General features: G+C 60.7%; 15 protein-coding genes. 9 read left to right on the top strand and 6 right to left on the bottom strand.

Annotated features, from left to right (window positions below):
* The 3 genes from dcd to apbC form a co-directional block, all read right to left on the bottom strand.
* The gene (gene dcd, locus HJ583_RS09740; RefSeq protein WP_101942547.1) at nt 1-570 is read right to left on the bottom strand and encodes a dCTP deaminase; all 570 of its coding nucleotides are present in this window, start codon (nt 568-570) and stop codon (nt 1-3) included.
* Nucleotides 571-668: 98 nt separating this feature from the next.
* Nucleotides 669-1,031 carry a c-type cytochrome gene (locus HJ583_RS09735; protein WP_170021733.1) on the bottom strand — a complete coding sequence of 121 codons (363 nt, stop codon included), beginning with the start codon at nt 1,029-1,031 and terminating at the stop codon, nt 669-671.
* Between the two features lie 3 nt (nt 1,032-1,034).
* Nucleotides 1,035-2,126, bottom strand: coding sequence for an iron-sulfur cluster carrier protein ApbC (apbC, locus tag HJ583_RS09730; protein ID WP_170021732.1), 1,092 nt, complete (start codon nt 2,124-2,126; stop codon nt 1,035-1,037).
* A 76-nt stretch (nt 2,127-2,202) separates the two neighbouring features.
* On the opposite strand from apbC, the gene HJ583_RS09725 reads away from it, so the two are divergent.
* The 9 genes from HJ583_RS09725 to HJ583_RS09685 all read left to right on the top strand — a co-directional run bounded on the left by HJ583_RS09725 (nt 2,203) and on the right by HJ583_RS09685 (nt 10,598).
* On the top strand, nt 2,203-2,571 hold the full coding sequence (locus tag HJ583_RS09725) for a YkgJ family cysteine cluster protein (RefSeq protein WP_170021731.1): 369 nt from the start codon (nt 2,203-2,205) through the stop codon (nt 2,569-2,571).
* A gap of 77 nt (nt 2,572-2,648) precedes the next feature.
* Entirely contained in the window at nt 2,649-3,065 is a 417-nt protein-coding gene (locus tag HJ583_RS09720) for a GNAT family acetyltransferase (protein ID WP_170021730.1), read from the top strand.
* A gap of 18 nt (nt 3,066-3,083) precedes the next feature.
* Nucleotides 3,084-3,587, top strand: a complete 504-nt coding sequence (locus HJ583_RS09715; protein WP_170021729.1) for an Lcl C-terminal domain-containing protein — start codon at nt 3,084-3,086, stop codon at nt 3,585-3,587.
* 85 nt (nt 3,588-3,672) lie between these two features.
* Nucleotides 3,673-5,802 carry a methionine--tRNA ligase gene (metG, locus tag HJ583_RS09710; RefSeq protein ID WP_170021728.1) on the top strand — a complete coding sequence of 710 codons (2,130 nt, stop codon included), beginning with the start codon at nt 3,673-3,675 and terminating at the stop codon, nt 5,800-5,802.
* Between the two features lie 3 nt (nt 5,803-5,805).
* Nucleotides 5,806-6,075 (top strand): hypothetical protein, encoded by a 270-nt coding sequence (locus tag HJ583_RS09705; protein ID WP_170021727.1) that lies wholly within the window; start codon nt 5,806-5,808, stop codon nt 6,073-6,075.
* 116 nt (nt 6,076-6,191) lie between these two features.
* On the top strand, nt 6,192-7,829 hold the full coding sequence (locus HJ583_RS09700) for a SulP family inorganic anion transporter (protein ID WP_170021726.1): 1,638 nt from the start codon (nt 6,192-6,194) through the stop codon (nt 7,827-7,829).
* Nucleotides 7,816-8,127, top strand: a complete 312-nt coding sequence (locus tag HJ583_RS09695) for an acylphosphatase (protein WP_170021725.1) — start codon at nt 7,816-7,818, stop codon at nt 8,125-8,127. The genes HJ583_RS09700 and HJ583_RS09695 overlap by 14 nt, the downstream gene beginning before the upstream one ends.
* Nucleotides 8,128-8,250: 123 nt before the next feature.
* Nucleotides 8,251-8,850, top strand: a complete 600-nt coding sequence (locus HJ583_RS09690) for a peroxiredoxin (protein ID WP_170021724.1) — start codon at nt 8,251-8,253, stop codon at nt 8,848-8,850.
* A 134-nt stretch (nt 8,851-8,984) separates the two neighbouring features.
* Nucleotides 8,985-10,598 carry a methyl-accepting chemotaxis protein gene (locus HJ583_RS09685; RefSeq protein WP_170021723.1) on the top strand — a complete coding sequence of 538 codons (1,614 nt, stop codon included), beginning with the start codon at nt 8,985-8,987 and terminating at the stop codon, nt 10,596-10,598.
* Between the two features lie 30 nt (nt 10,599-10,628).
* Here HJ583_RS09685 and pgm read toward each other — a convergent pair whose 3' ends face one another.
* From pgm to HJ583_RS09670, 3 genes are read right to left on the bottom strand one after another with little or no spacing between them, the layout of a single operon-like run.
* Nucleotides 10,629-12,260, bottom strand: coding sequence for a phosphoglucomutase (alpha-D-glucose-1,6-bisphosphate-dependent) (gene pgm / locus HJ583_RS09680; protein WP_170021722.1), 1,632 nt, complete (start codon nt 12,258-12,260; stop codon nt 10,629-10,631).
* Nucleotides 12,261-12,307: 47 nt separating this feature from the next.
* Nucleotides 12,308-13,537 (bottom strand): pyridoxal-dependent decarboxylase, exosortase A system-associated, encoded by a 1,230-nt coding sequence (locus HJ583_RS09675; protein WP_235943796.1) that lies wholly within the window; start codon nt 13,535-13,537, stop codon nt 12,308-12,310.
* A 20-nt stretch (nt 13,538-13,557) separates the two neighbouring features.
* Nucleotides 13,558-13,977 (bottom strand): GNAT family N-acetyltransferase, encoded by a 420-nt coding sequence (locus HJ583_RS09670; protein ID WP_217423362.1) that lies wholly within the window; start codon nt 13,975-13,977, stop codon nt 13,558-13,560.
* Nucleotides 13,978-13,987 lie beyond the last annotated feature (10 nt).

Raw genomic sequence — 13,987 nt, 5'->3', positions numbered from 1 at the left:
TCAGATTTTCGGCAAGGTCACACCGACCTGTCCCTGGTACTTGCCGCCACGGTCCTTGTACGAGGTTTCGCAGATCTCGTCGGATTCGAAGAACAGCACCTGGGCGCAGCCTTCACCCGCGTAAATCTTGGCGGGCAGGGGCGTGGTGTTGGAGAACTCGAGCGTCACGTAGCCTTCCCATTCCGGCTCGAAAGGGGTGACGTTCACGATGATGCCGCAGCGGGCATAGGTGCTCTTGCCCAGACACACGGTGAGCACCGAGCGCGGGATGCGGAAATATTCAACGGTGCGTGCCAGCGCGAAGGAGTTCGGCGGAATCACGCAGTAACCCTTGCCGGAGACTTCCACGAAGGAATTCAGATCGAAGTTCTTCGGATCAACGATGGTCGAGTTGATGTTGGTGAAGACCTTGAATTCGTCAGCGCAGCGAATGTCGTAACCGTAGCTCGATGCGCCATAGGAGACGATTTTCTCCCCGTTGGCTTCGCGCACCAGTTGCGGCTCGAAGGGCTCGATCATGCCGTGTTGCTCGGCCATGCGGCGGATCCACTTGTCTGACTTGATGCTCACGATGCTTCGTCCGGCTGGATTAAGAGCGCGAATTCTAAGGTCTATCGCAGAAATTGGGTGGATTTTGCTTGACGCAGGCCTGAGGCCGGATGCCCTGGCTATTTCTGCTCTTGCAGCCAGGTCAGCAACTCGGCGATTTCGGCCTGGCCCGGCGTGCTCAAAAGCCGCATCTTGGTGCCGGGGAGATCTTTCTTCGGGTTGGCGAGAAAGCGCGCGAGGCGCTCTGGCGACCATACGATGCCGGCATTGCGCAAGGCTTCCGAATAGTTGTAATTGGGCTGACCCGCTGCGGCCTTGCCGAGGACCCCGGCGAGACTGGGGCCGCGTTTGTTCTTGCCGGGCGTGACGGTGTGGCAGTCCGCACACAGGTCTTCAAATACTGTCCGGCCTTCTGCCGGGCTGGCGGCCTGGGCTGCGCTGCAGCTAGCCAACAGGCCAAGTGTTACAGCAAGCCAGCGCACGCCTCAGTCCTTGTTGATGACGATAGTCGGGAACTTCAGGCGCATGTCGCGCTGTTTCTCGGCAATGCTCACCGCCACCTTGCGGGCAATCGTGCGGTAGGCGTCGGCAATGGCGCTTTCCGGCTCGGCTGCCACGGTGGGGGTGCCTGCATCGGTCTGGCTGCGGATCTTGATATCCAAAGGCAGCGCCCCGAGGAAGGGAACCCCGTAGTCGGCACACATGGCTTCGCCGCCGCCGGCGCCGAAGATGTGCTCGGCGTGGCCGCAGTTCGAACACACATGGATGCTCATGTTTTCGACGATGCCGAGGATCGGGATGCCGACCTTCTCGAACATCTTGAGGCCCTTGCGCGCATCCAGCAGGGCGATGTCCTGCGGGGTGGTGACGATCACCGCGCCGGTGACCGGCACGGTCTGGGCCAGCGTGAGCTGGATGTCGCCGGTGCCCGGGGGCATGTCGATCACGAGATAGTCGAGATCATTCCAGCGGGTATCAAAGAGCAGTTGGCGCAGGGCCTGGGTGACCATCGGGCCGCGCCACACCATGGGCTGCTCGGGGTCAATCAGGAAACCGATGGAGTTGGCTTGCAGGCCATGCGCTTCGAGCGGGCGCATGGTTTTGCCATCGTCTGACTCGGGCTGGGCCTCTGCGATGCCCAGCATCTGCGGCTGGCTCGGGCCATAGATGTCTGCATCCAGAATGCCGACGCGTGCGCCTTCCTGTGCCAGCGCCAGCGCCAGATTGACGGTGGTCGTGCTCTTGCCGACGCCGCCCTTGCCGGAGGACACGGCGATGATGTTCTTTACGCCAGGTAGCAGAGCTACATTGCCCTGCACCTTGTGGGCGATTACCTTCGAGCTGATGCTCACCTTGGCAACATGGATCCCGTTCTGGGCTAGAGCAGTGGCTTCGATCTGGGCGGCGAGGGCTTCGTGCTGACTGGCTGCGGGGTAGCCAAGCTCAACAGTAATTTCGGCTGTGCCGCTGCTGAGTTTCACGGCTTTAATGGCCTTGGCTGCGACAAACGGTTTGTCTGTGTTCGGATCGATCAGGGCGCCAAGGGTGGCTAGAAGCTCTTGCTCGGATAAACTCATGACCAGTTTTGCGAATAGTTGATTGTTTAAGTCAAGTTTAACATGCCGGGCGCCAAAGACGCCGCTCAGATTTGCCATGAGTGACAGTATTAATCCTTGTATCCGTTGTGGCGCCTGCTGTTGCAGTTTTCGGGTGTCTTTTTATTGGGGGGAGTCAGACGATGCTCCCGGAGGTTATGTGCCACATGCATTAACCGTGCAGGTGACATCAACCCTGAGTGCCATGCAGGGTACTCATCCTGTTGTGACGCGTTGTGTAGCCTTGGCGGGGGAGCCTGGGCGTGATGTGGGTTGCACGATTTATCCGAATCGCCCTGCGGTCTGTCGCGAGTTTGCTGCCTGGCAGGATGATGGTTTGCCTGACCCACGTTGTACGGCGGCACGCGAGCGCATTGGGCTGGCAGCTTTACCTGCGCTGTCGCACGACACGAGCGAAGCTGGCTGACTGAGTATTTATTGATCTTTAAGGGAAGGGTGCATGTTGTCTTTAACCTTGGGTCTGTTCAATCTGGTGTTTTCTTCATGCTAATCCGACTCTATCAGGCCTCCGATGAGGCTGCTGTGATCGCCCTGTGGGAAGCTTGTGGCCTGACCCGGCCGTGGAATGACCCTCGGCTGGATATTGCCCGCAAACTCTCTGTGCAGCCGGAACTGTTTCTGGTGGGCGAAATGGACGGAATGGTCGTGGCTAGCGTGATGGCTGGCTATGATGGACATCGAGGTTGGGTGAATTATCTCGGTGTGGCGCCGGCGCAGCGGGGGCGGGGTTTTGCCCGGGTGCTGATGAGTCGGGTGGAGGAGTTACTTATGGCACGTGGCTGCCCAAAGCTCAACTTGCAGGTGCGCCAGGATAACGAGGTGGCTCTAGGTTTTTATGCGGCTATCGGTTATGGCCAGGATGCGGCTTTGAGCCTGGGCAAACGCTTGATCCAAGACTGACTATCTGGAGGGGATTTCATGCACGGAAAATTGTGGACGATCTTGGTTGGACTCGTTGTACTGGCAGGCTGTGCTTCGGTACCGCCAGCGGACCGTTTCGTAGCGTCCGCAGATGGTCAGGAAGTGACCGATATCCACTACAAGCTGGTGTGGCGTCGCTGCGTAGAGGGCATGGTGTGGGATGGCAAGACCTGCAGTGGCAGCGCGCTGGAGTTTGCCTATCCCGATGCGCTTTCGCGGGCGCGCGCGGAGGCCGGCGCGGGCGCCAAGGCCTGGCGGATTCCGACGGTGCAGCAGTTGGGGCATCTGGCCGACCGCCGTTTCAGCAAACCGGCGATCGACAGCAGCATGTTTCCGGCAACTCCGACAAAATGGTTCTGGACCGATAGTGATCTGCATCCCGCCGATTACGATCCTTTCCAGCCGCAGGATATCTGGGTGGTGGATTTTGCGAGCGGGCGCAGTGGCATGACCAAGTCGGATGATCGCCTGCCGCTGCGGCTGGTGCGCGTGATCAAGTAGTACGTGGGGACAAAGCCGGGCGCGCGGCTGTGCGCCCGGGCTACAATTACGGTCTTCCCCTGCAATTTACGTGCATCAGACCAACATGACCCGCAAGATCTTCGTTACCAATGCCCTGCCGTATGCCAACGGCGATATCCACCTCGGCCACCTTGTCGGCTACGTTCAGGCCGATATCTGGGTGCGCTTCCAGCGCATGCTGGGCAACGAAGTGCATTACGTGTGTGCCGACGATACCCACGGTGCGCCGGTGATGCTGCGGGCCGAGAAGGAGGGCATCAGCCCTGAGGCGCTGGTCGAGCGGGTGCGCGGCGAGCATCTGCGCGATTTCACCGATTTCAGCGTGGCCTTCGATAACTATCACTCGACCCACAGCCCGGAAAACCGCGCCTACGCCGAAGACATCTACAAGAAGCTGCGCGCGGCCGGCATGATCGAAACGCGCGCTATTGAGCAGTATTACGATCCGGTCAAGAACATGTTCCTGGCGGATCGCTTCATCAAGGGCGAGTGCCCCAAGTGCGCGGCCAAGGATCAGTACGGTGACAGCTGCGAGGTCTGCGGTGCCGCCTATGCGCCGACCGAACTGAAGAATCCGTATTCGGCCGTCTCTGGCGCGACGCCCGAATTGCGCTCCTCCGAACACTATTTCTTCCGCCTGTCCGACCCGAAGGCGGTCGAGTTCCTGCGCGAGTGGACCCGCGCGACGAACGCCGATGGCTCGCGCCGCATGCCGCCGGAAGCCTCCAACAAGATGCGCGAATGGCTGGGTGAGGCGGGCGAGAACAAGCTTTCCGACTGGGATATTTCGCGCGATGCGCCCTATTTCGGCTTCGAGATTCCGGATGCGCCGGGCAAGTATTTCTACGTCTGGCTGGATGCGCCGATCGGCTATCTGGCCTCGTTCAAGAACTATGCAGACCGCATCGGTCTGGATGTGAGCGATTACATCGATCCGGCCAAGGCGCAAGCGGCCGGAACCGAGATGGTGCACTTCATCGGCAAGGACATCCTCTACTTCCACGCCCTGTTCTGGCCGGCGATGCTGAAGTTTGCCGATTACCGCACGCCGAACTTCCTCAATGTGAACGGTTTCTTGACCGTTGATGGCGCCAAGATGAGCAAGAGCCGCGGCACCTTCATCACCGCGCGTTCCTATCTGGAGCAGAAGCTCAACCCGGAATGGCTGCGCTACTACTACGCCGCCAAGCTGAACTCGAACATCGAGGATCTGGATCTGTCGCTGGACGACTTCGTGGCCAAGGTGAATTCGGATCTGGTCGGCAAGTTCGTGAACATCGCCAGCCGCTGCGCCGGTTTCATCAGCAAGCGCTTTGAGGGCAAACTGGCCGCCAGCGATGCCGCTGCGCTGGAAGCCTTCGTGAATGCCGACACCATCGCTGGCCTGACCCGCGCCTTCAACGATCGCGACTATTCCAGCGCGCTGCGCGAGATCATGCGTCTGGCCGACGTGGCCAACGTCTATGTGAACGACGAGAAGCCCTGGGAACTGGCGAAAGACCCGGCCCAGCTGGAGCGCCTGCATCGCGCCTGCTCCACCGCGCTGAACCAGTTCCGTGCGCTGACCATCCTGCTCAAGCCGGTGCTGCCGGCGCTGGCCGCTCAGGTCGAAACCTTCTTCGGCGTGCAGCCCTTCGCCTGGAGCGATCTGGCGTCACCGCTGCCGGCGGGCCATACGATCAATCCTTACGCCCACCTGATGACCCGTATCGAGCGCAAGCAGATCGATGCGCTGATCGAAGCCAACAAGGAAACCCTCGTGACAGAAGTGAAGCAGCCCGAACCGGCGCAGAAGCATGCCCAGCATCAGGCGCATGCAGCCCAGACCGAAACTGCGCAGGCCGATGAATTCGAGCCCTTCATCAGCATCGATGATTTCGGCAAGGTCGATCTGCGCATTGCCAAGATCGTCTCTGCCGAGCATGTGGAGGGCGCGGCCAAGTTGCTCAAGCTGCAACTGGATATCGGCGAAGAAAAGCCACGTCAGGTTTTCGCTGGCATCAAGAGTGCTTACGACCCGGCTTTGCTGGTTGGACGCCTGACCGTGATGGTGGCCAATCTCGCGCCGCGCAAGATGAAGTTCGGCATGAGCGAGGGCATGGTACTGGCCGCGTCGGACGACAAGGGTGAAGTGCCCGGTCTCTTCATCCTCTCGCCGGATGCGGGCGCCCAGCCAGGCATGCGGGTGAAGTAAGCGATGCAGAGCGCCCTGCGGGGTTTTCGCGTCACGCCGCGTCTCCTGCTGTGGCTGGTGCTGGATCTCGTGGGCATGGCCCTGTTTGCAGGCGGCGCGCTGTATCTGGCGACAGGACAGGTGCTGTTCCTGCGCTTGCCCATGACGCTGATCGAGGCTGCGGTTTTGCTGGTGGCCGGTGGCATTCTGATGCTGGTTGCTGCGGCCAACTTGCTGCGCGAAGGTTTTTCTGGCCGGACGGTTCAAGCGCTGGACAAACCGTTGTGTGACTGACGGGTCGTGGCCTTGCGACGGATCTCGCCAGCCAGGGTTTTTGTCTTGTAGCTGCAACGGCATTGACTTTATTCAGTCCGGTTTTGGGATCGGATTTGCAGAGGAGCGTGGCAGTGATGTCGTTGCACAGGTTCCATCCGAAGCTCCAGGATGCCATCAAGGGCTACACCAGACACCGCTTTGCCCGTGATCTATCGGCAGGTTTTACAGTAGGCGTACTGGCCTTGCCGCTGGCGATGGCATTTGCGATAGCCAGCGGTGTCAGCCCGTCTGCTGGGATCTGGACTGCCATCATTGCCGGTTTCATCATTTCCGCTTTTGGCGGCTCGCTGGTGCAGATCGGTGGCCCCACAGGCGCCTTCATTCCTATTTTGTATGGCATTGTCGCCGCCCATGGGGTGAGCAACATGCTGGCCGCGACTTTCATGGCCGGCCTCCTGCTCGTTGTGATGGGCCTCACGCGGATGGGCAACCTGATCCGTTTCATTCCGATCTCTGTCGTGATCGGTTTTACCAACGGTATCGGGGTGGTGCTGGCGCTGTCGCAGGTCAAGGATTTCTTTGGTCTGGGGGGCGGAGCGCTGCCGGCTGAGTTCTTTGCACGGATGCGGGTGCTGGTCGAACTTGCACCAACCGTCAATCCTTATGCCGCGGCGCTGGCCTTGGCGACCGTGGCACTGAAGGCAGGCTGGGAAATGCTGGCGCGGCGCTATCCTCGTGCTGGAGCCGTACCGGCTTTGCTGATGGCGCTGTTGCTGGGAACTGCGCTTGGAGTCGTGCTGGAATTGCCAGTGGAAACCATTGGCAGCCGTTTTAATGGTATCCCCCAGGGCTTGCCGGCCATTTCATTCCCTTTGCCCGATCTGAGCCGCTTGGGCAGCCTGCTGGCGCCGGCCATCACGATCGCCTTGCTGGGGGCGATCGAGTCTTTGCTCTCGGCGCGTGTGGTCGATTCTCAGGTGGGTGATCGACATGACCCGAACCAGGAATTGATGGCGCAAGGGCTGGCCAATATTGCTTCGCCATTCTTTGGTGGCATCGCTGCTACGGGTGCGATCGCACGCACCTCGACCAATGTACGTGCCGGTGGCCGTACGCCGGTGGCCGGCATCGTACATGCGCTGACCCTGCTGATCATCGTGCTGGTGGCTGCGCCGCTGGCTGTCTGGGTGCCGATTCCTGTATTGGCGGCAATTGTGGTGGTGACTGCCGTGCGCATGGGGGAGTGGCATGAGTTCGCGCGCTTGCGCCATTTTTCGTGGAACTACCGAATTACCCTGTTGGCCACTTTTCTGCTGACGGTGCTTTTTGATCTGACTGTTGCGGTGGAAATCGGCATGCTACTGGCGAGCCTGTTCTTCATCTATCGAATGCAGGATCTGACCGTAGCCGAGCCACTTGGCGTGCAATTGCGTCCTGGCCTGCTGGCTTTTGATTTGCGTGGTTCGCTGTTTTTCGGAGCAGTGGCCAAACTGGACGCCCAGCTCGATCCCGCGCGCCTTGATGTTGAAGTGCTGATTCTGAATCTGCGTGAAATCCTCAATATTGATACCTCTGGGGTCGACTGGCTGGAAGGGCTGCAGGAAGTGCTGGAGAAAAAGGGGGCGACACTGGTGCTGTGTGGTCTGGGCAAGCAGCCCCGCTCCATCCTGCAGCGCTCAGGTCTTGCTGCTCAGTTGGGAGTGCATAACCTGTGTGTCGATATCGAAGCGGCCTTGCTGCGGGCACGCGAGATCCAGAATGAGCGGGAGTGAGGCGGCCTTGAGGGCGGATCAGATCGTGGTGGGGCGCCGCCTGCGGGTCAGTGGAACCGTGCAGGGGGTGGGCTTTCGCTGGTTCGTGTGCAGTGTGGCGCGTGAGCTGGGTTTGCAAGGCTGGGTGCGCAATCTGCGCAGTGGTCAGGTTGAGGTGCTGGTTTGGGGCGCGCAGCCTCAGGTTGTGGCGCTGATTCATCATGTGAGTCTGGGGCCACCGCATGCCCGTGTGGACGCGCTGGAAGTGGAAGACTCGGCAGAGCGCACTGTGGGCTTCGATCAGAGGCCAACTATCTGAGCGATAGGCGGGAGCAATCGAATCCGGGGTTTACCTTCAAGGCAGTGCCAACCATAATCCGCACACCCAAACCCCTCCGGTTTACTCAGGTATGCCGGAGCCATTTTCGAGAGAGGACTCATCATGGCCGTTCTGGTTGCCAAGCAAGCCCCCGATTTCACTGCGACTGCCGTTCTGGGCAACAACGAAATCAAGGACATCACCTTGTCCGCAGTGAACAAGGGCAAGTATGTCGCCTTGTTCTTCTACCCGCTGGACTTCACCTTTGTGTGCCCTTCCGAGCTGATTGCCTTCGATCATCGTCTGGAGGAGTTCAAGAAGCGGAATGTGGAAGTCATCGGTGTCTCGATCGACTCCCAGTTCAGCCATCTGGCCTGGAAGAACACTCCGGTCGACAAGGGCGGCATCGGCCAGGTTGGTTACACTCTGGTTGCTGACGTGAAGCACGAAATTGCCAAGGCCTACGATGTTGAATCCGAAGGCGGCGTGGCTTTCCGTGGCACTTTCCTGATCGATAAGAGCGGTGTGGTGCAGCATCAGGTCGTGAACAACCTGCCGCTGGGCCGTGATATCGATGAGCTGCTGCGCGTGATCGATGCCCTGCAATTCACCGAAGAACATGGTGAAGTCTGCCCGGCAGGCTGGAAGAAGGGTTCCAAGGGGATGAACGCTTCGCCGGAAGGCGTAGCCAAGTACCTGGCTGAAAACGCCAAGGCCTTGTAAGCCGGCTTCTTTCGCAGAAACCAGCCCGGTGGCTCGAGCCCCGGGCTTTTTTGTATCTAAAGCTTCCCCTAAGGGTGCCGTTAGCCCCTTGAGCCGCGCGGACTCTGACGCGCCGGACATTGGGGGAGTGAATAATGAGCATTGCACGCAAGATCACTTTGCTGGTTGTGATTGCCTTGCTGACCTGTGCGGCAGTCATCGCAGTGGCAGTCAGCGGGCTGAGCCGTGTCAAGACCGGTGTGGACGACATCACCGCGACGACTCTGCCGGCCGTGATGGCTGCCGGCGACGTACGGGCCATGTATCTGAGCCTGCACGCTGCGGCCTACGACCGGGCCTTGATCAGTGATGCCGATGCGGCCAAGACGGCGGATGCCCGCATGGCTGAACTGGCCGAGGGTATCGTCAAACAGATCAATTTCTATACCGAAAAGGCCCATGAGGAGAGCGAGAAGAAGCTCCTCCTTGACGCCAAGACAGGTATTGCAGCCTATATGGCACGTATGAACCAGGTGCAGAATCTGGCCAAGATGGGGGAGCAGCAGATGGCATTGGGCATCATGCAAACTCAGGTCGGGCCTATTCACAAGCAGCTGGCTGAGGCTTTCGAGGCCTTGCTCAAGGCCAAGAAAGAGGAGGCCGACGCGGTTTCGCAGGCGGCCAGCGATGCTTTTTCCAGCACTTTGGCTGCGGTCATCCCGGCGGCATTGGTGGGTTTGCTGGTGATTGGCGTGATGGGCTTCTTCCTTGGCCGCTCAATCGTGCAGCCGCTTGCGGCCATGCAGGCCGCCATCGTGCGGACGGCTGAGGCACTGGACTTTCGCGATAGCATCCCGGTGCACTCACAGGACGAGATCGGCCGTACGCTGACCGCCTATAACGCGCTGCTGGCCCGCTTGCGCTCGAGCTTTGCCGACGTGCAGCAGGCTACCCGGCGCATGCAGCAGGTGGCGGAACAGGCCGACAGCACAGCGCAGGACATCGCTCGCAATTCACGCGTCCAGAGTGATGCCTCCTCCAGCATGGCTTCTGCGATAGAGGAACTCACGGTGAGCATCTCGATGGTGGCCGGGCAGGCTCAGGAGGCCAGCCAGCATACCCACGCCTCACGTGCGAGCGCCGATCAGGGGGGCGAAGTGATCCTGGCAACGGTGGGTGGCATCCAGAAGATTGCCAGCAGCGTGCAACTGGCTTCTGAACGCATTGGAACCCTGCGTAACGACAGCGACAGCATCTCCTCGGCGGCCAACATCATCAAGGAAATTGCCGACCAGACCAATCTGCTAGCCCTCAATGCGGCCATCGAAGCTGCCCGCGCCGGTGAGCAAGGGCGCGGTTTTGCGGTGGTGGCTGATGAGGTGCGCAAGCTTGCTGAGCGCACGGCCAATTCCACTCAGGAAATCAGCATTTTGCTGAGCAAGATGAAGGACAGTGCCTTGCTGGCTGTCGACAGTATGGGGCAGGCCGTGCAGGAAGTGGCTGCCGGGGTGGAGAAGGCCCGCATGGCCGGTGAATCCATCCAGACCATTCGAGAGGGCTCAGGAGCGGTCGTTGGCGTAGTCGAGGAAATTACCGAAGCGGTACGTGAGCAAAGCTCAGCCAGTACCGTGATCGCGCAGCAGATCGAGCAGATTGCCCAGATGACCGAGCGTAACTCCACAGCTGCCAACGAAGCGGCAAGTGCCGTGGATCAGATTACCGCCATGAGTCGCGACATTGCCCGCACCTTGGAGGCCTACAAGGTGTGAGCTGCGGGGGGGGGCTTGCCCCCGCCGTGCTCAGTTGGCCAGTGCGGCGCTGACGATCTCCTGCGCCTCTTGCACGATCTGCTGGAGATGCGCGCCGCTGATGAAGCTCTCGGCGTAGATCTTGTAGATGTCTTCGGTGCCTGAGGGGCGGGCAGCGAACCAGCCGTTGGCGGTGCTTACTTTGAGCCCGCCGATGGGGGCTCCGTTGCCGGGCGCGGTAGTGAGGCGGGCGGTGATGACTTCGCCGGCCAGCGTCTGCGCCGCTACCTTCTCGCCAGTGAGCTGTTTGAAGGCTTTCTTCTGGGCCGGCGTGGCGGCGGCATCGATGCGGACATAGTGCGGTGTGCCGTACTGAGCAGTGAGTGCCTGGTAGTGCTGGCCTGGGTCCTTGCCGGTCACCGCAGTGATCTCTGCGGCCAGCAAACCCAGAATAATGCCGTCCTTGTCGGTAGTCCAGGCCGTGCCATCTCGGCGCAGGAAGCTTGCCCCTGCGCTCTCTTCGCCACCAAAACACAGGCTGCCATCGAGCAGACCGGGTGCGAACCATTTAAAACCCACGGGCACTTCCAGCATCTGGCGACCCAAGCCTGCGAGCACGCGATCGATCATGCTCGAGGACACCAGGGTTTTGCCCACCGCCGCCGAGCGCCATTGCGGACGATGAGCCAGGAGGTACTGGATGGCAACTGCGAGGTAATGATTTGGATTCATCAGGCCGGTGGGCGTGACGATTCCGTGGCGGTCAACGTCAGCGTCATTGCCCCAGGCGATATCAAAGCGATCCTTCAGCCCGACCAGACTCGCCATGGCATAGGGGCTGGAGCAGTCCATGCGGATCTTGCCGTCATGGTCCAGCGTCATGAAGCCGAAGGTCGGGTCCACCTTGGGATTGACCACCTCGATGGCGATGCCGTAGCGCTCGGCGATGCGTGACCAGTAGGCCACTGCAGCGCCCCCTAGTGGGTCGACGCCAATTCGGAGCCTGGCTTGGCGGATTGCTTCCATGTCGATCACCTGACCGAGTTCGGCAATATAGCTTTCTGCGAAATCTTCCTGCGTGATGCAGGCGGAGTTGATCGCTGCTGCGTAAGGCTGGCGTTTCACATCCCGATTGCCTGTCGCCATTAGTGCATTGGCGCGCTCTTCAATCCAGCCGGTGACATCTGTGTCGGCTGGGCCGCCATTCGGTGGGTTGTATTTGATGCCGCCGTCCTGGGGCGGATTGTGCGAAGGAGTGATGATCAGGCCATCTGCCAGATCAGTTGTGCAGCCTCTGTTATGAACCAGGATGGCGCGCGAAACCACCGGGGTTGGCGTGAAGCCGTCATCGGCCTGCATGCGGGTGCTGACGCCGTTGGCAGCCAGCACTTCGAGCGCCGAGCGTTGTGCCGGCGCAGAGAGGGCGTGAGTGTCCTTACCGATGAACAGCGGGCCGGTGATGCCTTGCGCCGCGCGGTATTCGCAGACAGCCTGAGTAATGGCGAGAATGTGCGCTTCATTGAAGCTGCGCTTGAAGGCTGTGCCACGATGGCCGCTGGTGCCGAAAGCCACACGCTGCTCGGAGATGCTCACGTCTGGCGCCTCAAAATAGGCCGCCAGCAGGGCCGGAACATCCATCAGCATGTCAGCGGGAACAGGCTTTCCGGCGAGAGGGTGGGCCATCGGGTGCTCCGTAATTGGAAATGAAGAAGAGTTTAGGCGAGGCGTTTCTAGAGCAGAACTTCCTTCGCCTGTGGGTGGCCAAGAAAGTCACGCGGGCTGGCGGAAAAACCGTAAGCGCCGCTCTGGAAAACCACGACCAGATCGCCGGGCAGGGCCAGCGCCAGTTCCATGCGCTCGGCCAGGATGTCCAGCGGCGTGCATAGCGGGCCGACCACCGAGACGGTTTCGGTGCGCTCTGGGGCTGCCTTGTTGCCGATGATGACCGGGTAGTTCTTGCGGATCAGCTGGCCGAAGTTGCCGGAGGCGGCGAGGTGGTGATGCAGGCCCCCGTCGCAGACGAGGAAAGTCTGGCCGCGCGAGACCTTGCGGTCGACCACCCGGCACACATAGACGCCGGCCTCGCCGACCAGATAACGGCCGAGCTCGATGACGAGTTCTGCGTGGGGCAGTTTGGTCTTGGCGAGCTCGGCCAGTGCGGCCAGATTCGCGCCGATGGGTGCCAGATCCAGCGGTGCGTCGCCGGGGAAATAGGGGATCCCGAAGCCGCCGCCGAGGTTCAGCGTGCGTACCGGCGCCGGTGCGTGGGCAGCCAGGCGCACGGCCAGCTCGAAGCTCAGCTGCTGGGCTTCGACGATGGCCTCACTGCGCAGGTTCTGCGAGCCGGCAAACAGGTGAAAGCCCTCGAAAGCCAGTCCCAGATCGCCGATTCGCTGCAGAAGCTCCGGCACGTTTTCGGCATCCACACCGAAGGGCTTCGGCCCGCCGCCCATCTTCATGCCCGAGGATTTGAGTTCGAAATCCGGATTCACGCGCACGGCGACGCGGGCAGGCAGGCCGAGGCGCTGCGAGAGCGTGGCGAGCAGTTCGACTTCGCGGAAGGATTCGACGTTCAGCAGTACGCCGGCACGTACCGCCGCTTCCAGCTCCGGCTCGCGTTTGGCCGGGCCGGCAAAGCTGATTTCGCGAGTGTCCATGCCGCTGGCGAGTGCCACGGCGAGCTCGCCGCCGGAGGCAACATCGAGTCCATCTACCAGCCCGGTCATGTGCGCCACCAGGGACGGCATGGGGTTGGCCTTGATTGCGTAGTGCAGCTTGATCGCAGCGGGCAGCGCGGCACGCAGGTGGGCGATACGGGCGTCGATCACTGCGCGGGCGTAAGCGTAGAAAGGCGTGCCGAGTTCGGTGGCGAGCTGCGAGACTGACTGGCCGCCGATCACCAGTTCGCCATTGACGATGGGGTACTGGGTCATCGGAGCGTGGCGGGGTTTGACTGACATGGGTATGGGGGTGGCAACAATTACAGGGACATCTTCAGCTTGCGTCCGCCGCTGATGGCAAAGCCCTCGCGTTCATAGAAAGCTAGGGTTCTGTCGAACTGAGGGAGTGGTGGCGTTGTAACTTCCAGACGTTTCCAGCCCTGTGCGGCCGCAAACTCTTTTGCCTGTGACAGCAGACGCAGCCCGAGCCCTTGCTCGCGGAAGCCGGGACGGACATAGAACTCGGGGATGCTGCCGAAAACCCCTTCGGTGTAGAGCGCATAGCTCTCACAGAGAGCGATGAAGCCGGCTGGCTGGTCTGCAGCGGTGCGCGCGACAAATACGAAGTAGCGGCCCTTGCCGAGAAAATCTTCGAACTGCGACAGGCTTCTTGTGAAATCAAAATGGAATGCTTGCTGGCCCGTGATCCGCGTGATTTCGGCCAGCAATTCGCCGAGCATGGTTGCAACC

Origin of the sequence: Uliginosibacterium aquaticum, from assembly GCF_012972705.2 — a bacterium.
Taxonomy (GTDB): Bacteria; Pseudomonadota; Gammaproteobacteria; order Burkholderiales; family Rhodocyclaceae; genus Uliginosibacterium; species Uliginosibacterium aquaticum.
The sequence above is the reverse complement of the archived record's forward strand: the minus strand, read 5'-3'. Positions and strand labels throughout refer to the sequence as shown.

What these genes read in the sequence shown, in the direction of transcription:
- apbC (WP_170021732.1), bottom strand. Translation starts at nt 2,126, where the DNA reads ATGAGTTTATCCGAGCAAGAGCTTCTAGCCACCCTTGGCGCCCTGATC.
- HJ583_RS09725 (WP_170021731.1), top strand. Translation starts at nt 2,203, where the DNA reads ATGAGTGACAGTATTAATCCTTGTATCCGTTGTGGCGCCTGCTGTTGC.
- HJ583_RS09720 (WP_170021730.1), top strand. Translation starts at nt 2,649, where the DNA reads ATGCTAATCCGACTCTATCAGGCCTCCGATGAGGCTGCTGTGATCGCC.
- HJ583_RS09715 (WP_170021729.1), top strand. Translation starts at nt 3,084, where the DNA reads ATGCACGGAAAATTGTGGACGATCTTGGTTGGACTCGTTGTACTGGCA.
- metG (WP_170021728.1), top strand. Translation starts at nt 3,673, where the DNA reads ATGACCCGCAAGATCTTCGTTACCAATGCCCTGCCGTATGCCAACGGC.
- HJ583_RS09705 (WP_170021727.1), top strand. Translation starts at nt 5,806, where the DNA reads ATGCAGAGCGCCCTGCGGGGTTTTCGCGTCACGCCGCGTCTCCTGCTG.
- HJ583_RS09700 (WP_170021726.1), top strand. Translation starts at nt 6,192, where the DNA reads ATGTCGTTGCACAGGTTCCATCCGAAGCTCCAGGATGCCATCAAGGGC.
- HJ583_RS09695 (WP_170021725.1), top strand. Translation starts at nt 7,816, where the DNA reads ATGAGCGGGAGTGAGGCGGCCTTGAGGGCGGATCAGATCGTGGTGGGG.
- HJ583_RS09690 (WP_170021724.1), top strand. Translation starts at nt 8,251, where the DNA reads ATGGCCGTTCTGGTTGCCAAGCAAGCCCCCGATTTCACTGCGACTGCC.
- HJ583_RS09685 (WP_170021723.1), top strand. Translation starts at nt 8,985, where the DNA reads ATGAGCATTGCACGCAAGATCACTTTGCTGGTTGTGATTGCCTTGCTG.
- pgm (WP_170021722.1), bottom strand. Translation starts at nt 12,260, where the DNA reads ATGGCCCACCCTCTCGCCGGAAAGCCTGTTCCCGCTGACATGCTGATG.
- HJ583_RS09675 (WP_235943796.1), bottom strand. Translation starts at nt 13,537, where the DNA reads ATGTCAGTCAAACCCCGCCACGCTCCGATGACCCAGTACCCCATCGTC.
- HJ583_RS09670 (WP_217423362.1), bottom strand. Translation starts at nt 13,977, where the DNA reads ATGCTCGGCGAATTGCTGGCCGAAATCACGCGGATCACGGGCCAGCAA.